Source organism: Novosphingobium sp. SG754 (genome assembly GCF_013149315.1).
GTDB lineage: Bacteria > Pseudomonadota > Alphaproteobacteria > Sphingomonadales > Sphingomonadaceae > Novosphingobium > Novosphingobium capsulatum.
Map to the genome: position 1 here is coordinate 124,869 of NZ_JABGCC010000005.1, position 19,516 is coordinate 144,384.

Consider the following 19,516-nt stretch of genomic DNA (forward strand, 5'->3'; position numbering starts at 1 on the left):
CGCGCTTTGCGACGCGAAGCGGCTTGCCGCCCGTGCCGCCCGCGCGCAAAAGGGCGAACGTCCATGGTCCGGGTATGCCACGGTGACCAGCGCCAGGTGACAGGGACCGAAAGTCACGAGGGAAAGTTCGTCCATGCGCGAAACGGGTAATGCCAAGACGCCGGTTGCCACCGACAACGCGGTATTCGAAGACCTTTTCCGCCTTCAGGCCGAAGCGATGCAGGCCCTGGCCGCGCCGTTCCTGCCCACTGCCCATGCCAAGGCCCCCGATCCGGGCGATTTCCAGCACTGGGCGATGTCGGGCGCCAAGCTGCAGAAGATGTGGCTGGATTTCATGGCCGAACAGACCGCCGTGGCAGAGCCGGCCTGGCTACGCATGGTCGATGGCGGCCGCTGGAAGCAGATGTTCGATGAATGGGCCGGGACGATGCCGATCACCCAGGCCGAAACGCAGGCGCGGCTGTGGGACGAAAGCCTGCAATTGTGGAACCGGGTGATCGAACTCTATGCCCCGCAAGGGGCGGTGCCGGCAAAGGCGCCGGCCGACGTGGCGCCCGATGCCCTGCCGCGCCGCGATCGCCGCTTTGCCGATCCGCGCTGGCGCGAACAGCCGTGGTTCGCCCTGCTCCACCAGACCTATCTGCTGCTGGCCGAACGGCTGGAAGACATGGCGCAGGAGATTTCCGCCCTGGAGCCCGAGCGCCATGGCCAGGTGCGCTTCATGACGCGGCTGATCACCGAGGCGCTGTCGCCAGCCAATTTCCCGATGACCAACCCGCTGGTGATCGAACGCACCCTGGCCACGCGGGGCGAAAACCTGGTCAAGGGGGTCGAGCATCTGCTGGCCGACCTGCGCCGCGGACAATTGAGCCACACCGATGGCGAGGCGTTCGAGGTGGGCCGCAACATCGCCACCACGGCCGGCAAGGTGGTGCACGAAACGCCACTGTTCCAGCTTATCCACTACACCCCCACCACCGACCAGGTCGCGGCCGTGCCGCTGCTGATCTTTCCGCCGTGGATCAACCGGTTCTACATCCTCGATCTCAACCCCAAGAAAAGCTTCGTGTCGTGGGCACTGGACCAGGGGCTGAGCGTGTTCATGGTCTCGTGGAAATCGGCTGACGCCAGCATGGCCGATGTGACCATGGACGATTACGTGCGCGCCCAGATCGAAGCGATCGACGTGGTACGCCAGAAGCTGGCGGTGCCCACGGTGCACACCATCGGCTATTGCGTAGCCGGCACCACGCTGGCTGCCACGCTGGCCGTGCTGGCCCGTCGCGGAGAGGCCGGCAAGGTCGCCTCGGCCACGTTCTTTACCGCGCAGGTCGATTTCAGCGAGGCGGGAGAGCTGTGCCACTTCGTTGACGACGCGCAGTTGCGCTGGCTCGAAAGCCTGGAAACCGATGGTTATCTCGACGGGCGCTATCTCGCCGCCACGTTCAACCTTCTGCGCGGGCCAGACCTGATCTGGAACTATGTGATCAACAACTACCTGCTGGGCGAGGATTATCCGGCGTTCGACCTGCTCTACTGGAACGGCGATACCACCAACCTGCCCGCGCGCTGGCACCGCGCCTATCTGAGCGAGCTATATCGCGACAACCAGCTGGTAGTGCCCGACGCGCTGAGCGCCGATGGCACCCCGATCGACCTGCACCGCATCACCACGCCCTGCTATATCCAGGCCGGGCGGGAAGACCACATCGCCCCGGCGAACAGCGTGTGGAAGCTGACCCGGCACCTGGCCGGGCCGTGGAAATTCGTGCTGGCCGGATCGGGGCATATCGCCGGCGTGGTCAACCCGCCGGCCGCTGGCAAGTACCAGTACTGGACCAACCCGGGCGAACCCGCCAGCCTCGAGGCGTTCGTGGCTGGCGCCCAGGAAACCAAGGGTAGCTGGTGGCCGGATTGGCGCGCCTGGCTGGCCGATCTGGACGGTGACACAGTGCCAGCCAAAGGCGCCCGCGTGCCCGGCCGCAACGCAATAGAAGACGCGCCAGGGCGATATGTGCGCATGCGATGACGGCGCCGCAACAAGCCGGGCGACACGTTTAGGCAACGTTGCGCAATTACCTCCAAGATGGATATTGTGCACTGCACAAAAACCTTGACTTCCGCCAGCGCATTCCTATTTTTTGCAATGCAGCAGAGGTAAGGCCGTTCTCGGCTTGAGTCGTCGCCATGGTGTGACCCTCAGGCCAATCCGGTCCCTGCCTCGCCGCATTGCAGGAGCCGTAACGCCATGGCCGATCAAACCAAGGACGAAGGGACGCTTCCCGACGTGACGCCCAGCCCCGCCCCCCAGGCGGATGGCGCAGCGCCCGTCGTGGCTGCCGATCCCGCCCCCGCGGTCGAACCGACCGTCGCAGCGGCACACGCGACGGAGCAGGCAGAACCGACAACCGCCGCCCGTCGTGCACGCAAGCTCGTGACCCCTGCAGTGGCATCGGCAGAGCCGGCGCCCGCCACACCCCCCGCCCCTGCGGCAGAGCCCACCGTGGCTGCGCCAAAGGCTGCGGAAGCAGTGGCAGCGCCGGACGCATCGCCCGTTTCGGAGCCAGTTCCCGCCAAGGCGCGCAAGCCGCTCGCCAGCCGCGTGACCAAGCCCGAACCGGCACCGGCCGCCAAGCCGGTGAAAGCGATCGCGGCCAAGCCGCTGCCGGCCCGGACCGTTGCCGCCAAGGTGGCGCCGGCCCAGCCTGCCGAGGCCAAGCCGGCCAAGCCCAAGCCCGCCCCCGTGGCGGCGCGCGGGCCGGGCAGCGCAAAGCCGCCGGTCACGGCACCCAGACCAGGAACCGGTATCCCCCACGCGATGGTGCCGGCCCCGCTCAAGACCCGCGTGAACCATGCCGCCGCGCCCGCGGCTTCCAGGAAGGAACACCCTATCATGACCACCGCCAACGAATTTTCCGACAAGTTCCAGTCCGCTTTCAAGGACGCTTCTGACAAGGCCAAGGCCGCCTTCGAAAAGAGCCAGGCCGCCTTTGGCGATGCCGGCGAATTCGCCAAGGGCAACGTCGAAGCCGTCGTGGAATCGAGCAAGATCCTTGCTTCGGGCCTGCAGGAACTGACCAAGGGCTATGCCGCCGAAGGCAAGTCCGCGATGGAAACCCTGACTGCCGAAATCAAGGAACTGGCCAGCGCCAAGTCGCCGACCGAATTCTTCGAAAAGCACACCGCCCTGATGCGCAAGCAGTTCGACGCAGCCGTGGCGGCCAGCAGCAAGCACAGCGAAGCCGTGCTCAAGCTCGCCAACGAAGCGTTCCAGCCGATTTCCAACCGCGTCAGCCTCGCGGTAGAAAAGATGAAGGTCGCCGCCTGATCGGCACCTGATTCGCCCGGCCCAGCCTGTCTTGCCCACCAGGGCAAGGCGGCTGGATCGGGCCACTATCCTGGACAAGCACCAGCGGCATCAAGGCAGCCGACGCCCCACCATGGCGGCGTGGCTGCCTTTTTGCTTTGACGCGCGGCGCTTTCCCGGCCCCCACCGGGCCCACTGTGTATCGCAAACAGGGCGCGATTTGCCGTTTCGGTAACGTTTTTCGGGCAGGGCTGCCCGAACGCCCCCTTGTCGCGGGGCGGCTGCGATGCGATATTCATGGTTCCGATGCACAGATCCGCTTCTCACTCGGCGTCCGCCGCCCCCCTGCCGCGCGCTGCCCGCGCTCCTCTTGGCGTGCGTCCGGCGTTCGCAGCACCGCTCATGGCGGGCGACAATCGCGATACCGACGATGGCGACATGATCGGCCTGGCCACGCGCACCCGCGCCCGGCCCAAGAAGCCCAGCATGTTCAAAGTGCTGATGCTCAACGACGACTATACCCCGATGGAATTCGTGGTGATGGTCCTCAAGCGCTTCTTTCACATGGATCTGGAGCAGGCCACCCGCGTCATGCTGCACGTGCACCAACGCGGCGTGGGCGTGTGCGGCATTTTCCCTTATGAAATCGCCGAAACCAAGGTGAACCAGGTGATGGATTTCGCCCGGCAGAACCAGCACCCGCTGCAATGCACGCTGGAAAAGGCCTGACGCCAAGGAGTCGCTGACGCCGCGTTAGCGTCAATGCAGCCGGCTTTCCTCGATCATCTCGCGCGCCAGGGCGCGCAACAGCGCGGCGAGCCAGGCCATTGCCAGTGACTTTGCCTCGCGCGAATGAGCGCCGGCGCCACTGGGCAGGACAATCTGCGCGGAAAAGCGCCCGTCTTCCAGCCGCCCTCCGCTGAATGCCGCTGCCGGCGGGATCAGCGCCAGCGCCGCACTTTCATAGGCACCCGAATCAGCCAGGAGGCTGACCCACAGGCTGTCATTGTCGCCCGCCACGCCTTCGGGTGCCAGCGCGACATCGCCCAGGGCGCGCAGCGTGCGTTCAAAGCCCAGGCGCTGTTCATCGGGCGCCAGGGTTTCGCAACGATCGGCCAGCGCTGTCAATTCCTCGGGCCGGGCGCTGCACCGCGCCAGCCGCCCTTGCCACCACTGTGATCCAGACGTCACGAAATTCACGGCCTGTTCCCTTGTCCGTGGCGCCAGCCCGGCAGGAATCAACACGGCATGATGGTGCCTTGTCATCACGCCTTCCTGATCGCCCGGTCCAGCGCGGAAGCGTTTTGTCAGTTCTACATCCACAGATGTCCCGCGCCGCAGGCATTTCGGCCTCGGTGCGTTGTATTTTGGCGGAACCCACCGCAGCCATGGGCGTTCCCGATGGCCAGCGGCAACCTTTGCGCCTTGTGCCAAACGCCGCGCCAGGAGGCTCGCGTGGCAGCACTATTATCAATCAAGGGGACAGGCAATAACTTAGTTATTAAACGCCCCTTTGTCACGGCAGGAGTAGCCAGCCCCGCTGGTGCGGCATTTTCGCCTTTCGCATCGCCGCGAAGCGGGCTAACCGACACGGACACCTGCACGGCGCCCCCGGGCGACGTTGCTTGCCCCTTGACGCCCACACGGTGAAACGCCCGAACGTGAAATTCCTCAGCGCCATCGACAGGTACATCGCCCGCCTGGTGATCGTGCCCATGCTGGCCGTGTTCGTCCTGGCAGCATCGCTGCTGGTGCTGGACAAGATGCTGCGGCTGTTTGACTTTGTCGCCACCGAGGGCGGGCCGGTCACGGTCGTGTTCAAGATGCTGATCAACCTCTTCCCGGAATATGCGAGCCTCGCCATTCCGCTGGGGCTGATGCTCGGCATCCTGTTCGCCTTCCGCAAACTGGCGACCAGTTCGGAACTCGACGTGATGCGCGCGGTGGGCCTGTCCTATACCCGCCTGCTGCGGGTGCCCTATCTCTTCACGCTGGTGCTGGCTGGGGTCAACCTGCTGATCGTGGGCTATATCCAGCCCCTGAGCCGCTACTACTACGAGGAATTGCAGTACGAGCTGGGCTCTGGCGCACTGGGTGCCTCGATCAAGGTGGGCGAATTCAACGCGTTGCAGGATCGCACAGCACTGCGCGTCGATTCCAGCCGCGACGACGGGCGCGATCTGGAGGGTATCTTTGCCCGCCTGGTCACGCCCAAGGGCCAGACCATGACCATCTCCGCGCGCGAGGGGCAGTTCTTTGCCAATCGCGAGAACCGCGACACGATCATCCTGCGCCTGACCGACGGCCAGATCGTCCAGGATGGGCCCGACCTGGCCTCGCCGCGCGTGCTGACCTTCGCGTCACACGATCTGCCGATCGACCTGCCCAAGATCGCCCAGTTCCGCCAGCGCGGCGACAAGGACCGCGAATACATCCTGCCCGAGCTGCTCAAGATTGGCTGGAACAAGGCCTATTCGCAGGACATGCGCAACAAGAGCAAGGCCAGCCTCAACTACCGTTTGGTGGAAGTGGTGATGATGTTCCTGCTGCCGCTGCTGGCCGTGGCCCTGGCCGTCCCGCCCAAGCGCTCCACCTCGGCGTTGGGGGTGTTCCTGTCCATCGTGATGGTGGTGGCCTATCACAAGGTCAACGAATATGGGCAGGATGTCGCCAGCCTGGGCCGGCTTGATCCTGCCCTGGCGCTGTGGGGACCGTTCGCGCTCTTTGCCGCACTGATCATCTGGATGTACTGGCGCCTGGCCTATGTGCCCGGTGGCCAGCCGATCGGCGCGCTCGAAACCGCCTTTGCCAAGGTTGCCAGCCGCGTGCGCAAGCTGTTCGCGCGCCGCCGCCGTGGCGACATGATCGACCCGGCAGCACAGGACGATAGCCTTGCAGCTTGATATCTTTCCATCCGCGACGATGACGCGCTACATCGGTAAGATGTTTGCCGCGCGCGTCGTGGCCGTGCTGCTGATGCTGGTCCTGGTGCTGCAGATGCTCGATCTGCTGGGCGAAAGCGGCGAGATCCTGGCCCATCCTGGCAATGGCCAGGCGCAACTGCTTACCTATGTGGGCCTGCGCGCCCCCCAGCTGGTGGCCAAGTTCCTGCCCTATTCGGTGCTGCTGGCCACGATCATCACACTGTTCACGCTCAACCAGAACAGCGAAGTGATTGCGATGAAGGCCTCGGGGCTATCGGCGCACCAGGTGCTGGCGCCGCTGTTCCTGGTGGCCGGCGTGATCGCGATCGGCAATTTCGCGTTCAACGAGCGGATCGTCACGCGCTCCACCGCCACGCTCAAGGCCTGGCAGGCGGCCAATTATGGCCCCCTGCCCACCGATACCCAGGTGCGCAGCAACGTCTGGCTACAGGATGGACCCAACATTCTCTATGCCCGCACGGTGACTGGCGAGGGCAATGCCATGCGCATGACCGACGTGACCTGGCATCGCCGCGATCCCACCGGCATGGTCACCGAGATCGTCCGCTCGCCGGCCGCCACTTATGCCAATCCCGGCTGGCGCCTGACCCGGCCCACCACGTTTGACGTGCAGAGCGCGCGGCGCACCCAGGATAATGGCGATGCCGTGTTCGCCACCGGCGTTACCCCCACCCAGATCCTGATCCGCAAGGCCGATGCCGATGCCGAATCGCTGTGGCACCTGACCGGCTCGATCCAGGCGATCCGCGCTGCCGGGCACAGCACCAGCGAGCTGGAAAGCCGCTGGTGGCACAAGATTTCCGGCCCGCTGTCGGCCATGCTGATGCCGCTGCTCGGCGCGGTGGCCGGCTTTGGCCTGGCCCGCTCGGGCCAGCTGTTCATGCGCGCGGTGATCGGCATGGCGCTGGGCTTTGCCTATTTCGTGGTCGACAATGCCGCGCTCGCCATGGGCAGCTTTGGCGGATACCCGCCGCTGATCGCGGCCTGGGCGCCGTTCGTGCTGTTCTTCCTGATCGGCGAGGCCGTGCTGATCCGCACCGAGGAATGAAAAAAGCCCCGCGCCGGACAAGACCGGGGCGGGGCTTTTTCAGGGCGCGACTGCTGGTGAAACGTCAGCCCTTGGCGCGCGTGCCCATGGTCGAGCGCACCAGCCGCGCGAGCAGCGGGAACAGCCCGGCATAGTTGGCCCGCTCATAGGTCGATTCCAGCCCAAGATGGCCGCGCAGGCGACGGTGGCATTCGGCCAGCGAGTGATAAGGCATCGACGGCAGCAGGTGGTGCAGCGCGTGATAGCGCAGGCCCACCGGCGCCCACATCGCGCCCCATACGCCCGGCGGCGGCACGTTGACCGAATCGAGGTATTGCCCGGTCACGGTCATCTGCTCGCCTTCGTTCTCCCACAGGTGGGCCACCAGCGTGCGCACCTGGTTGAGCAGCGCGGCCAGCGCGATCACGCCCAGCGCGATCAGCAGCGGCAGCCAGCCATGCGCGGCCGACCAGCCCAGCACGGCCCAGGCCCACAGCGTGGCGCCCAGTTCCTGCCAGAACACCATGCGCGCCATGGCGCCTTCCGGCTTGCGCCGGCGGAAGCCGGGATTGATCGAGAGCGAAGAGGCGCGCTCCCACACCAGCGTGCGCAGCGGCGGCACGATCACGCCCAGCGGCACCAGCACGGCCGAACGCAGCAAGAGGCCGACCGGCAGCAGCAGCGCGGTGGCGGTAAACAGCGGCAGCGACCAGGGCTTCATCAGCGCCAGAGGCAGGTATTCCGGGTCTTCGCTGGTGCCATAGCGGATGCGCGAGTGGTGCAGCGAATGCACGCCTTCATACATGAACGAGGGCATCAGCACCGGAATGCCAACCACCAGGTTCCAGACGAAGCGGAAACCCGGCAGGGCATCGCGATGCATATGCGTCAGTTCATGGATGAACAGCAGCGCGCGATAGAGCGCGAGGGCCGAGAACACCCCGAGCGCCACGACCACGCCCCAGCTGCCGCCGCGCAGCGCGGTGGCAATCGCCAGGCCCAGCGCGCCATAGCCGAGCAGCGCCGACACCAGCATGTCGGGCCAATAGATTTCCGGCCGGGCGCGGGCGATATCCCGCGTCAATTCGGCCGCAGCGCGCAGCATCTCCTTGTCCTCGGGCGTGCCGGCAAGGCCGGGCGCGCGATGGGCAGGCGTGGACGTCGCAGCGGGGGGCGTGGCAGCTGGCGCAGCGGAGGCCGCAGCAGCAGGTGCGTCGCTCTGTTCAGCAAATTCGGTGACAAGCATGGCAAAAACGGTTCCCAAGAAACCCATGTTACACCAGGCAAAAAACCTGCCTGGCGGGTGATCGCCGGTCCGCCTGGGCTCGTCCGGCTTGACAAGTCACCGGATAGCACCGCAGGCATCCGGGACAGCGCGCGTATAACTCAAAACAAAGGCGATATCGTGGCAGGCGAAGTAGTCATCACCCCCGTTGCAAACAAGGCCGAACGGGCCGCCTTTGTCGATCTGGCCTATCGCATCAACGCATCTGACCCCAACTGGGTGCCACCGCTGCGCATGGAAGCGATGGAACTGATCACTCCGGGCAAGAACCCGTTCTTCGAACACGCCGATGTGCAGCTGTTCCTGGCGCGGCGCGACGGGCGCATCGTTGGCCGCATTTCCGCCCATATCGATCACCTTGCCGTGGCGATGGACCCGGTACAGGGCATGGGACCGGGCACCGGCAACTGGGGCCTGCTGGAAGCGGAAGACGAAAGCACCGCCCACGCCCTGATCGCGCGGGCCGAAGAGTGGCTGCGCGCCAAGGGCATGACCCGCGTGCTCGCGCCGCTGTCGATGTCGGTCTGGGAAGAGCCGGGCCAGTTGACGCTGGGCTTTGACCATCCGCCCACGGTGATGATGGGCCACCAGAGCGAACGCTACCAGCACTATATCGAGGCCTTGCCCTATACCCCGGCCAAGCAGCTGCTGACCTATGAACTGGACATCACCAAGCAGTTTCCGCCGCTGATCCAGCGCATCGTGCAATCGGGCGAGAAGAACGCCAAGATTCGCATCCGCAATGTCGACAAGAGCAAGTTCGACAGCGAAGCGGCGATCATTCTCGACATCCTCAACGATGCCTGGTCGGACAACTGGGGCTTCGTGCCGTTTACCCAGACCGAGATCGGCTATGCCGGCAAGAAGTTCAAGCCGATCGTGCGCGAAGACCTGATCATGGTGGCCGAGTACGAAGGTGAGCCGGTGGCCTTCATGATGACGCTGCCCGATCTCAACGAAGTGATGAAGCCGATGGGCGGAAAGCTGTTTCCGTTCAACTGGATCAAGCTGCTGCGCTGGCTGAACAAGCCGCGTTGCCGCACCATGCGCGTGCCACTGATGGGCGTACGCAAGAAGCTGCAATCCTCGCGCCTCGCGAGCCAGTTGGCCTTCATGATGATCGAATATATCCGGCGCAATTCGGTGCAGCACTATGGCGCCTCGCGCGGGGAAATCGGCTGGATCCTGGATGACAACCAGGGGATGATCGCCATTGCCGACGCGATCGATAGCCACGTCAACAAGCGCTATACGATCTACGAACGCGCGCTTTGATCCACCGCCCGCGCCTGCGGAACGCGCGGGCGCAACAGGCGTTGTTCCCGGCGGGTTAGCCTTGCATAGGCCAAGGCAAGCCCCACTTGGGCGCCGGCCCTTGCACCCGCGTGCAAGGCGGCCGGAGAAGGGAAAGCAGGCCATGCAATTGTTCGGTCATCCCGGCGCGCCATCCGGCCCGGCCGGCGGCGGGTTGGGCAATGCCCTGGTGGTCGAGGATGAGGCCATCGTGGCGCTGGCCATGGCTGACAGCCTGGCCCAGGCCGGGGCGGATACGGTGGCCACCTGCCACACCACCGCCCAGGCCCTGATCGAGATGCAGCGCCTGCGTCCCTCCATCCTCGTGCTCGATGTGCACCTGGCCGATCGTGACGACGGCTGGGCCCTGGCGGAATTGGCCATGGCGATCAGCCCGAATCCACCGCTGATCATCTTTTCCACCGGCACGCCGGAAAGCATCCCACCGCACATCGCCGAACTCGGCCACGTGCTGGCCAAGCCCTTTCCACCCGATGCCTTGGCCAGCCTGGTGCAGCGCCATGGCCGCCAGGCCGGCCTGCTCGGCCGCCTGCGCAATGCTTTGACGCGCTGATCACGGTCAGGGGTTGCAGCCACCGGGCGCACCGCGTGTGTCGCTGTGCGTACACGCCCACGAAAAAGGCCTCCGCCGGGGATTGGCGGAGGCCTTCGGGATCGTATCACCAGCCGCTTGGACGGGAGGGGGGGTCTCGGCGGTGACATGCCTTTAACGGGGTGCCCCGAAATCGGTTCCCACCTCGCCGAAAAAAATCGGCATTATTTTGCAATTTCGCCTCAATCCCCCAAATCCTCGAGCCAAGCACCTTAGATGTAAGGTCTTTTTGGCAAGCCCTGGGGATCGAAACCGACCATCGCCCGCACATTGTCCAGGCGGGGAATGTGGATGCCCGTGCCCATCCAATCCACCTGTCCAGCCTTGCGCAGCGCCTGCAACGTGCGGTTGGTATGCACCAGCGACAGGCCCAGCATATCGGCCACCTGGCCCTGCGTGATCGGCACGCGCAACGTGGCAGACGGGCCGATCTGCGGCGCGATGCCGGTCTGCAAGCCGCGCTCCACCAGCCACAACGCCAGATAGGCCACACGCTCGCGCGCCGGGCGCTGGCCCAGCGCCACCAGGTGCTGCTCCAACGCATCTTCCTCGCGCGCCGAAAGCCAGATCACGTCATAGGCAAAGCGGGGTTGCGCCGTGACCAGTTCCATGAAGCGATCGCGCGGGAACATGCACAGCCGCGTATCGGTCAGCGCGGTGACGCCATGGCTCATCTCGCCATCGAATGCGGCCTGCAGACCGACCAGATCGCCCGGAAACATGATGTTGACCACCTGCCGGCGCCCATCCTCGAGCAGGCGATAGCGCATCAACACGCCTTCCAGCACGGTGAACAGCCGATCGCCCGGCGCACCCTGGCGCAGCACTTCCTCGCCGCGCGCCACGCTGCGTTCGCCACTGCGATGGCGCTCGATCCATTCGCGCTGCGCCGTATCGGGGGCCACCAGCCCGGGCCGATCGCGCAGCGGACAGGTACGGCACGGTTGATTCAATTGCCGGATATCTACGGCACCCTGGCCGCCGCCGGCGCTTCCGCCTCCTCTGTGCACGCTGTCTTACACTCCTGCCTACCCGGCAACGGCCACCCTGTTGGGCGCCATGATCGGGCATGTCCGGTCCCACGGCTATGTCAAATGACATAAACGAGTTCCCGGTTCCCGGATAGAGCGCGCCGCCGCAGGCCAGCCAAGCCCCCCCCACCCGCTGCCTGCGCGCCGGAGCGCGTTGCAATGATTGCCGATTACATTCTGGTGCTGGAAGACAACGTGCTGGTTGCGATGGAAATCGAGGACGAGCTGACCGAACGCGGATTTCGCGTGGCCGTGGCCGTGGACATTGCCGAAGCCGAAGCCCTGGTCGCGCAAGAGATGCCGCGGGCTGCCCTGCTCGACCTGCGCCTGCCCGATGGCCATTCCGCGCCGCTGGCGCTGCGCCTCATTGCGCAAGATTGTACCGTGGCGCTGATTTCCGGGGCAGATTCGGGCATGATCCCGGCCTCGCTGGCGGGCGTGCCGCGCTTTCCCAAGCCGGTCGGCGTTTGGGAACTGGCCGATTGGGCCACCGGTGTGTTCGATCCGCAAAAGTGAGCGGCACAGCGGCGTGCCCATCTGCATGCCGCACCCGTCGATGCAAAAACGCATGTTGGTTCGGGAACCGAAACCGGCGTAAGGCATTGAGGGGTGCATTGCGTATCCAGGAAGGGGTTTAAATGTCGCTGGGCGCCAAAGTAGCTACCAATCTTCCCTATCTGCGCCGCTATGCCCGGGCTTTGACCGGAAGCCAGCAGACCGGCGATGCCTTTGTGCGTGCCACGCTGGAAGCGGCTCTTGCCGATGCAGACCTGCGCAGTGCCATCGGCGAAGGCCGCGTGGCGCTCTATCGAGCCTTCAACAAGGTCTGGTCGAGTGCGTTCGTCGATACCCTGGATCATTCCGGCGGTAGCGATCTGGGCCTGCACGAAACCGCCGCGCAGGAACGCCTGGCACACATTACGCCGGCCAACCGCCAGGCGCTGCTGCTGGTCACGCTCGAAGATTTCTCGGTTGCCGAAGTGGCCGAAATTCTCGACCGCACGCCGGCCGATGTCGAAGCCCTGGTGCAGGAAGCGATCGAGGAAATCGACCGCGAGTCCTCGACCAGCGTGCTGATCATCGAAGACGAGCCGCTGATCTCGATGCAGTTGGAAGACCTCGTCCGCTCGCTGGGCCACGATGTGTGCGGCATGGCCGCCACCCGCACCCAGGCGCGCGACATTGCCAGCCGCGAAACGCCGGGCCTGGTGCTCGCCGATATCCAGCTGGCCGATGGTTCTTCGGGCCTCGACGCGGTGGACGATATCCTCAAGCTGGTCGATGTCCCGGTGATTTTCATCACCGCCTATCCCGAACGCCTGCTGACCGGTGACCGGCCCGAGCCGACCTACCTCATCACCAAGCCGTTCCAGGAAGCGACCGTGCGCGCCGCGATCAGCCAGGCGCTGTTCTTCGGCTCCAGCCGCCCGCTCTCTTGATTTAGCGGCCACCCCGCCAGGGGTGCTCTAACAGTTCCCTCGGGAAAGGCCGGACCCAGTTGGTCCGGCCTTTTTCGTGTGCGGTGCCTGTGCCTACGGGCGGCGGCGGTAATGGATCAGCTTAAGCCGGCCGGCCCTCGCGGATGGCAAAAGAGCCACGCTCGCGCACCGGAATGATCAGGGTGCAGCGCACGCCATCGGGCTCGAACCGCAGGTCCACCGGATTGCGCAGTTCGTGGGCGACGATCTTTTCGATCAGGTCGGTGCCAAAGCCGCGCTTGCGCCCCGCCTTGGGATCGATCGCCGGCCCGCCATGCTCCCGCCAGGAAATGCGCGCGGTGGTTTCGCCCGCCAGTTCCCAGCGCACCTCGACCCGGCCCCCCGGCACGCTGAGCGCGCCATACTTGGCCGCGTTGGTCGCCAGTTCGTGAATCGCCAGGCCCAAAGACAACGCATCGTTGGGGGCGAGCTGCACATCGGGCCCGCCCATGTCGACATGGTGATCGGCGCCCTGGGCATAGGGAGCCAGTTCGGCCCGAATCACCAGGTCCACCGGCGTGGCGCCCCAATCCGACTGGGTCAGCAGATCGTGCGTGGCCGACAGCGCGCGGATGCGCCCTTCCAGGCTTTCGACAAAGCTGTCGAGATCGCGCGCGCGGCGGCGGGTCAACGCGATGATCGACAGCACGTTGGCCAGCGTGTTCTTCACGCGGTGGTTCAATTCGCGCGTCAGCGAATCGCGGATCGAGGATTGCTGTTCGAACCAGGCCAGGGCCACACGGTCTTCGGCGACCTGCTGGCTGACCAGCCGCGCGAGGACCAGCAGCAACGTTGCCACCAGCAGGCCGAACAGCAGCGTCATGACCGACAGCATGCTCAGGACCATGGCCGGCGGCGCTTCCACCACCAGCAGCCAGCGCCGGCCCGCCACATCGACCCAGCGGCGCACCACCCGCCCTGACCGCGCGGCCGGGCTTTCCTGGGCAAGCAGGTCGGCATTGGTTTCGGTGCCATCGTAGAGGCGCACGCCCAGCGGGGTATCAGGATCGGTTGGCAGCGAGGTCCGCAGGAATTCATCGGCGGCAAATGGCGTGAACACGAACCCGCGCAGGGTGCGGCTGCCGTCATCGCGGCTGGCGCCGAACACCGGCATGTACATGACAAAGCCAACCTGGTCGCTGACATGGCCGGCATGCACCAGTTGCAGCTTGCCCGAAACGATCGGCCGCTCTTCCAGCTCGGCGCGATCCATAGCGATGCGGCGCACCGGATCGCTGGCCATGTCAAAGCCGATCGACTGGCGGTTGCGCGCGGTTTCGGGCACCAGGTACATGACGGGCACGGCATAGCCACGCTTGGCAAAATCGGCTGGCCGCACCGCAAACGGCGGCGTTGGCAGCATGGGCGCACCGTCTGCATGGCCGCCGCCGCTACGCATTACGCGCTCGACCATGGGCACGTCTCCGCTCGCCACGCGCATGCCCCAGCCAATGCCGTTGACGCCGCTGGCGCTGCCTTCCATCTGCAACTGGCCGACGAAAGAGCGGAACAGCGAGGCTTCGACCGAGCGGCGCGTGGCAAACAGGGCGGCGGCTGAACGCAGATAGGCGGCGTTGCCGTTGGCACGCCGTTCAAGCCCGGACGAGACCTCCTGAGCCACCTTGTCCAGCTGGGCAATCTCGCGCTGACGGTCCGCGCGCTCGATCGCGAAAACGCTGAGCGCGGTCACGGCCATGGTCAGCGTGAAGATTCCCACCGGCAAGGCCCGCGGAAAGCGCTCGTACCATCTTGGGGCCAGATTTTTCTGGGAGAGCAGTTTCTCCACGTGCCCGTGCGATCCCTTTACCTTGCCATACCCAAAACGCGCGGCGTGCGCCTGCTTAGCCCATGCCGCCTGATCATGCCCGATGCAACGCACGGCGCAAGCACCTGTGCCCGCAACTGGCCGACAATTATGTGGTTTTCACAGCGCAGGACGCCGCGCCGGGCTTCCGGCACGGTCTTGGTGATTTTGGCGGGAACCGATTGCGAGCGGTTTCGTTCCACATGCGCAACAACCCAAGACCGATAACCCAAGACATCGGGCACCTGTGATTCTGGCGGCCCCATGGTCTATGCATGGACAAACGGCCAGCCGCGCCAGGCACATCCGATCCGTTCATCCGCAAGACCCATGGGGGGAGGCGAAGCCGAAAGCGAATGTCGAAAGATAAACCTATGAAAAACCCGGGGACCCGACGTCGCACCAGCGCGCGGGCAAACTCGCCCGAGTGGGCGGACGGTTTGCGCAAACTCTACGATTCCGTCGTAGAAGAACCCTTGCCCGACAGCTTCGCGCAGTTGCTCGACAAGCTGGACGGCGATGCGCATGGCTGATGCCCCACGCCCGTCGGCAGACACCAAGGGCGATACCGCTGCCTCCGCCCGCAACGCCGTTGCTTTCAAACGCGAACTGACCGGTGTCATTCCGCACCTGCGCGCCTTTGCGCGTGGTCTGTGCGGCCGTCCCGACCTGGCCGACGACTTGGTGCAGGAAACCCTGCTCAAGGCCTGGGCCGCGCAGGAAAGGTTCGAGCCGGGCACCTCGATGCGCGCCTGGACCTTCGTGATCCTGCGCAATGCCTATCTCACCGACATGCGCCGCAACCGCTTTCGCGCGGAGTATGACGAGACAGTGGCCGAACGCGTGCTGGTCGCGCCCGCCGGGCAGGAAAGCCCCCTGCACCTGTCGGACATGCACCGCGCACTGCTCACGCTCCCGCCCGAGCGGCGCGAGGCTTTGCTGCTCGTCGGCGCCGGTGGTTTCTCCTACGAAGAAGCTGCGCAGATTTGCCAATGCGCCGTGGGCACGATCAAGAGCCGCGTCGGCCGCGCCCGCGCTGCCCTTGCGCAGATGATCGATACCGGGCAGTTGCCGCGTCGCAGCACGGGTGATGCCGTGGCACACGATGCGATCATGCACGAGCTTGATACCACGGTTCAGTCTGGCCACTGACGGTTACGCTGGCGGTTCTGGCCCCGGCCCGCGATCGGGCTGGGGCCGCCCTGCCGTGGCCTGGGCAGCACTGCACCAGTCACGCGGCAAAGCGCGGCCGCATCACCGCCAGCCCCTTGATTGCGCCCCGGCGCAAGCCCAAGACGGCGAAAGGCGAATCATCGCCAGATTCAGGCCGTGCCCCCCTTGTCCATCAGCGATTCCATCAGCGATCCCGATCCCCTCTCCGCCGCGCCGCCTGCCGCGCCGGATGCGCTCTTGCACGCCGAACCGGGCGTGCAGACGCAGCAAGCCCGCCTGCAATCGGCCATCCTGCTGTTGCTGGGGCTGGGGCTGTTCTTTGGCCTGCCGTTCGTGCTGTCGATCGGATCGGTAGTGTTCCTGCCCCCGGTCACCGCGATCGTGCTGACGATCGTGCTGGCCCCAGCGGCGGATCGCCTGGTGCGGCTGGGCCTGCCCAACATGCTCGCTTCGTTTCTGGCCCTGCTGCTGCTGATCGCGGTGGTGGTCGTCGCGCTGTCGCTGATCCTGCAGCCGGCCTACGACATGGTGGACCAGGTGCCGGCGATGGCGCGCCGCGTCTCGCTGCGCTTTGCCGAACTGCGCAGCAACCTGGCGTGGATGAACGACATCAACCGCCAGATCGCGCGCCTGACCGGCTCTACAGCCACGCGCGAAGTGGTGGTGGCAACGCCTTCGGTGATCGAGCAGGTGGCCTTTGCCACGCCGAGCGTGCTGATCGAAGTGCTGCTGACGTTCCTGCTGACGTTCTTCATGATCGAATCGCGCATCCGCACCAAGCGGCGCCTGCTGTTCGATCGCCACAGCTTTGGCGCCTCGGTCCGCATCGCCCGCGTGATCCGCGCGGTGCAGGATCGCGTCGCCTCGTACATTCTCACCGTCGCGCAGATCAACCTGGGCGTGGGCACGATCGTGGCCGCAGGATCGTGGGCATTCGGCTTTTCTGCGCCGATCATGTGGGGCGGGCTCGCCTTCGTGCTCAATTTCCTGCCCTATGTCGGGCCCCTGGTCATGGTCGCGCTGCTCACCCTGGTCGGTGTCGGCACGGCCAGCACAGTGGCGCTGGGCCTGCTGCCGGCGCTGGCGTTCCTCGGCCTGCATGCGGTGGAGGCCAACTTCGTCACACCCTCCATCCTGGGCGCGCGGCTCACGCTCAATCCGGTCTCGATCCTGATCTCGATCAGCTATTTCTCGTGGATCTGGGGCACGCTGGGGGCGCTGCTGTCGGTGCCGATCCTGCTGACGCTCACGGCCCTGGTCGATCACCTGGGCCGGCCCAACCTGGTGGGCTTCCTGTTTGGCGAGCCGCTGTTCCAGCCGGGCCTGATCGCGCAGGATGAACTGCGCCATCCCGAAGACTATGCCGGGCACGAGGGTGACATGGCCAGCGACGAGACCGGCCGCCCGTTGCACCCGCGCACGTCACAAGGCGCCTGACCCAACCGCGCCGCATACAAAAAAGGGCAGGCCGCGCGGCCTGCCCTTTTTCATGTCGCCATCGCGGTGCGATGATCAGGCCGGATAGGCCCAGAGCGAACCGCGGCCGAGGTTTTCGGCGGCAAAGCCCCAGTTCAGGTGCTTTTCGATCACGCCCTTGAGGTAGTCGGGACGCAGGTTCTTGTAATCGACGTAATAGGCGTGTTCCCACAAGTCGATCACCAGCAGCGGGTTGCCGCCCAGGTCGGAATAGGTGGCAGCGTCGTGGGTTTGTTCGACCGCCAGCTTGCCATCCTTGGCCACCAGCCACACCCAGCCCGAGGCAAAGTGCGCGGCGCCCTGCGCGGCCAGTTCAGCCTTGAGCGCATCGAGCGAGCCGAACGAGGCTTCGATCGCGGCAGCAAGGTCGCCGGTCGGTTCGCTGGTTTCGGGGGTCAGGCTGTGCCAGTAGAAACCGTGGTTCCAGGTCTGGGCAGAGTTGTTGAACAGGCCCTTGTCACCCTTGGCTTGCGCGGCAGCGACGATGTCTTCCAGGCTCTTGTCGGCCAGATCGGTGCCGTCGATGGCGGCATTGGTCTTGTCGACATAGGCCTTGTGATGCTTGCCGTGGTGGGTCTGCAGGGTCACTGCCGAGATCGTGGGGTCCAGCGCGCTGTCGGCATAGGGCAGCGGGAGAAGGGAAATCGCCATGGTCGCTCCGTTTCGTCAGGGAAAATCGGCAATGCCAAACCAACGCCTCAGGCGGGCATCGGTTGCCATTGCGGCCTATGGCATTTGGCAGCGATTTCCAGTGAATTTTTCTGATCGTGCTGCAAGCGCAAACTGATCAATCCTCGTGCGCGGCCACGGCGGCCGTCACCGCCACATCCATCGTCACATTGCCCAGCGTGCGCATCAGATCGGGCAGCATTTCCACCGCCACCAGCAGCGCAAGCGGTTCCACCGGTACGCCCATGGCCAGCGCGATCGGGCCGATCGAGGTGACGAAGCTGATCGTGCCCGGCAGGCTCACCGCGCCAAAGCTCATCACGCTGGCTACGGCAAAGCCGGCCAGCATGTGCCAGCCATCCACCGGCACGCCAAACCAGTGCGCCACATAGATCGCCACGGCAAAGTTCATCGCCGGCCCGGTGCCGCGAAACAGCGCCACGGCCAGCGGCAAGACCAGTTCGCTGGTCGCATCGCGCAGGCCCAGGGTGCGGCAGGCGTTGAGCATGGCCGGCAGCGAGGCGAGCGAGGACTGCGTGGACAGTGCCAGCGCCTGCGCCGGCAGCATCGCGCGGGCAAAGCGGATCAGCGGCAGGCGCCCGCCCAGCACCGCCAGCGGATAGGCCGCGAGGAACACCACCGTGCCGGTCAGCGCCACGATCATCACATAGTGCGCCAGCGCGCCGATCGCGGCAGTGCCGCTCTTGGCCGCCACCACCAGGCTGAGCGCGAAAACGCCCACCGGCCCGCACCACAGCACCCAGCCGATCACCACCAGCATCGCCCCGGCAATGCCTTCGAAAAAGACCGTCAGACTTTGCCGCTGGGCCTGGCCCAGCCGCGTGGCCGCCATGGCGAACACCCCGGTGAACAGGATCACCGGCAGGACCGCATCGGCCGCTGCGGACGTGAACACGTTGACCGGCACCATCGAGGTGATGAAATCGCCGAACGCCGGCATGGTCGTGGCCGTGCCCGCGGCTGCCGCGCCGACATTGGCGCGCAGCGCCGCGCCCGCGCCTTGCGGGATCGGCACCAGCGCCAGCAGCGTGGGCGTGAACAGACCGGCCATGGCCGAGCCGCCCACCAGCACGACCATGAACCAGGCCAGCGCACGCCGCGCCATCGCCCCGGCGCGCGCGGCCGCTACGGTCTGCACCACGCCGGTGAACAGCAGCGCGACCACCAGCGGCATGATCGTGGCCCGCAGCGCGCGCAGCCACAGATCGCCCACCGGCCCGGCCACGGCCAGGATCGGCGGCAGCGCGGCCGGCGCGGCAAAGGCGAGCGCCAGGCCCAGCGCCAGCCCGCCGACCAGCCCCAGGAAAATCCACAGGGCCGGCACATGGGCCATGGGTGGAAGCCCCCCTTCGGGAGCGGATGACGGATCGGTAATCGCTTGGTTCATGCCATGG

The 19,516-nt window shown here is 65.7% G+C and carries 18 protein-coding genes; 12 read left to right on the forward strand and 6 right to left on the reverse strand.

From position 1 onward, the window contains the following. Positions 1–133 precede the first annotated feature (133 nt). From FHW97_RS13705 to clpS, 3 genes are all read left to right on the forward strand, one after another. Entirely contained in the window at positions 134–2,029 is a 1,896-nt protein-coding gene (locus FHW97_RS13705) for an alpha/beta hydrolase (RefSeq protein WP_171799250.1), read from the forward strand. Positions 2,030–2,248: 219 nt separating this feature from the next. Then, positions 2,249–3,328 carry a TIGR01841 family phasin gene (phaP, locus tag FHW97_RS22270; RefSeq protein ID WP_168351920.1) on the forward strand — a complete coding sequence of 360 codons (1,080 nt, stop codon included), beginning with the start codon at positions 2,249–2,251 and terminating at the stop codon, positions 3,326–3,328. 381 nt (positions 3,329–3,709) lie between these two features. Then, positions 3,710–4,036 carry an ATP-dependent Clp protease adapter ClpS gene (gene clpS / locus FHW97_RS13715; RefSeq protein ID WP_028657709.1) on the forward strand — a complete coding sequence of 109 codons (327 nt, stop codon included), beginning with the start codon at positions 3,710–3,712 and terminating at the stop codon, positions 4,034–4,036. Between the two features lie 30 nt (positions 4,037–4,066). Here the strand turns inward: clpS and FHW97_RS13720 are convergent, their stop codons facing one another. After that, positions 4,067–4,498, reverse strand: a complete 432-nt coding sequence (locus FHW97_RS13720; RefSeq protein WP_157088861.1) for a hypothetical protein — start codon at positions 4,496–4,498, stop codon at positions 4,067–4,069. A gap of 470 nt (positions 4,499–4,968) precedes the next feature. Here FHW97_RS13720 and lptF point away from each other — a divergent pair, with 470 nt between their 5' ends. Continuing rightward, entirely contained in the window at positions 4,969–6,210 is a 1,242-nt protein-coding gene (lptF, locus tag FHW97_RS13725) for an LPS export ABC transporter permease LptF (protein WP_022675681.1), read from the forward strand. Continuing rightward, positions 6,200–7,300, forward strand: a complete 1,101-nt coding sequence (gene lptG, locus FHW97_RS13730; protein ID WP_054131808.1) for an LPS export ABC transporter permease LptG — start codon at positions 6,200–6,202, stop codon at positions 7,298–7,300. The genes lptF and lptG overlap by 11 nt, the downstream gene beginning before the upstream one ends. 64 nt (positions 7,301–7,364) lie before the next feature. Here lptG and FHW97_RS13735 read toward each other — a convergent pair whose 3' ends face one another. Continuing rightward, positions 7,365–8,525 carry a fatty acid desaturase gene (locus FHW97_RS13735; RefSeq protein ID WP_253941785.1) on the reverse strand — a complete coding sequence of 387 codons (1,161 nt, stop codon included), beginning with the start codon at positions 8,523–8,525 and terminating at the stop codon, positions 7,365–7,367. 156 nt (positions 8,526–8,681) lie between these two features. Here FHW97_RS13735 and FHW97_RS13740 point away from each other — a divergent pair, with 156 nt between their 5' ends. Together FHW97_RS13740 and FHW97_RS13745 are read left to right on the forward strand one after the other, a co-directional pair. After that, a complete protein-coding gene (locus tag FHW97_RS13740; RefSeq protein ID WP_054131881.1) occupies positions 8,682–9,839 on the forward strand; it encodes an N-acetyltransferase in 1,158 nt (385 codons plus the stop codon). Between the two features lie 142 nt (positions 9,840–9,981). Continuing rightward, on the forward strand, positions 9,982–10,431 hold the full coding sequence (locus tag FHW97_RS13745; protein WP_054131807.1) for a response regulator: 450 nt from the start codon (positions 9,982–9,984) through the stop codon (positions 10,429–10,431). Positions 10,432–10,682: 251 nt separating this feature from the next. Here the strand turns inward: FHW97_RS13745 and FHW97_RS13750 are convergent, their stop codons facing one another. Next, positions 10,683–11,375 carry a Crp/Fnr family transcriptional regulator gene (locus FHW97_RS13750; RefSeq protein WP_051146283.1) on the reverse strand — a complete coding sequence of 231 codons (693 nt, stop codon included), beginning with the start codon at positions 11,373–11,375 and terminating at the stop codon, positions 10,683–10,685. A 285-nt stretch (positions 11,376–11,660) separates the two neighbouring features. Between FHW97_RS13750 and FHW97_RS13755 the strand changes: the two genes are divergently transcribed. Both FHW97_RS13755 and FHW97_RS13760 read left to right on the forward strand, forming a co-directional pair. Continuing rightward, on the forward strand, positions 11,661–12,017 hold the full coding sequence (locus FHW97_RS13755; protein WP_168351922.1) for a hypothetical protein: 357 nt from the start codon (positions 11,661–11,663) through the stop codon (positions 12,015–12,017). Between the two features lie 122 nt (positions 12,018–12,139). Then, a complete protein-coding gene (locus tag FHW97_RS13760) occupies positions 12,140–12,940 on the forward strand; it encodes a response regulator (protein ID WP_022675674.1) in 801 nt (266 codons plus the stop codon). A gap of 121 nt (positions 12,941–13,061) precedes the next feature. On the opposite strand, the gene FHW97_RS13765 is transcribed toward FHW97_RS13760, so the two are convergent. Beyond that, on the reverse strand, positions 13,062–14,696 hold the full coding sequence (locus FHW97_RS13765; RefSeq protein ID WP_370525428.1) for a CHASE domain-containing protein: 1,635 nt from the start codon (positions 14,694–14,696) through the stop codon (positions 13,062–13,064). Positions 14,697–15,139: 443 nt separating this feature from the next. Between FHW97_RS13765 and FHW97_RS13770 the strand changes: the two genes are divergently transcribed. From FHW97_RS13770 to FHW97_RS13780, 3 genes are all read left to right on the forward strand, one after another. After that, a complete protein-coding gene (locus tag FHW97_RS13770; protein WP_157088860.1) occupies positions 15,140–15,316 on the forward strand; it encodes a NepR family anti-sigma factor in 177 nt (58 codons plus the stop codon). Beyond that, the gene (locus FHW97_RS13775) at positions 15,309–15,935 is read left to right on the forward strand and encodes a sigma-70 family RNA polymerase sigma factor (RefSeq protein WP_028657704.1); all 627 of its coding nucleotides are present in this window, start codon (positions 15,309–15,311) and stop codon (positions 15,933–15,935) included. Before FHW97_RS13770 ends, FHW97_RS13775 begins: the two co-directional genes overlap by 8 nt. A gap of 186 nt (positions 15,936–16,121) precedes the next feature. Further along, positions 16,122–17,393: an AI-2E family transporter gene (locus FHW97_RS13780; protein ID WP_253941787.1), complete on the forward strand. Its 1,272-nt coding sequence runs from the start codon at positions 16,122–16,124 to the stop codon at positions 17,391–17,393. Between the two features lie 75 nt (positions 17,394–17,468). Here the strand turns inward: FHW97_RS13780 and FHW97_RS13785 are convergent, their stop codons facing one another. Continuing rightward, complete coding sequence (locus FHW97_RS13785; RefSeq protein WP_168351923.1) at positions 17,469–18,083, reverse strand: superoxide dismutase; 615 nt, start codon at positions 18,081–18,083, stop codon at positions 17,469–17,471. 136 nt (positions 18,084–18,219) lie between these two features. Continuing rightward, positions 18,220–19,509 carry a dicarboxylate/amino acid:cation symporter gene (locus FHW97_RS13790; RefSeq protein WP_171799251.1) on the reverse strand — a complete coding sequence of 430 codons (1,290 nt, stop codon included), beginning with the start codon at positions 19,507–19,509 and terminating at the stop codon, positions 18,220–18,222. Between the last annotated feature and the right edge of the window lie 7 nt (positions 19,510–19,516).

Coding starts and splice junctions, on each gene's coding strand:
- clpS (WP_028657709.1), top strand. CDS start 3,710: ATGGCGGGCGACAATCGCGATACCGACGATGGCGACATGATCGGCCTG.
- phaP (WP_168351920.1), top strand. CDS start 2,249: ATGGCCGATCAAACCAAGGACGAAGGGACGCTTCCCGACGTGACGCCC.
- FHW97_RS13760 (WP_022675674.1), top strand. CDS start 12,140: ATGTCGCTGGGCGCCAAAGTAGCTACCAATCTTCCCTATCTGCGCCGC.
- FHW97_RS13775 (WP_028657704.1), top strand. CDS start 15,309: ATGGCTGATGCCCCACGCCCGTCGGCAGACACCAAGGGCGATACCGCT.
- FHW97_RS13770 (WP_157088860.1), top strand. CDS start 15,140: ATGTCGAAAGATAAACCTATGAAAAACCCGGGGACCCGACGTCGCACC.
- FHW97_RS13785 (WP_168351923.1), bottom strand. CDS start 18,083: ATGGCGATTTCCCTTCTCCCGCTGCCCTATGCCGACAGCGCGCTGGAC.
- FHW97_RS13705 (WP_171799250.1), top strand. CDS start 134: ATGCGCGAAACGGGTAATGCCAAGACGCCGGTTGCCACCGACAACGCG.
- FHW97_RS13790 (WP_171799251.1), bottom strand. CDS start 19,509: ATGAACCAAGCGATTACCGATCCGTCATCCGCTCCCGAAGGGGGGCTT.
- FHW97_RS13745 (WP_054131807.1), top strand. CDS start 9,982: ATGCAATTGTTCGGTCATCCCGGCGCGCCATCCGGCCCGGCCGGCGGC.
- FHW97_RS13755 (WP_168351922.1), top strand. CDS start 11,661: ATGATTGCCGATTACATTCTGGTGCTGGAAGACAACGTGCTGGTTGCG.
- FHW97_RS13735 (WP_253941785.1), bottom strand. CDS start 8,525: ATGCTTGTCACCGAATTTGCTGAACAGAGCGACGCACCTGCTGCTGCG.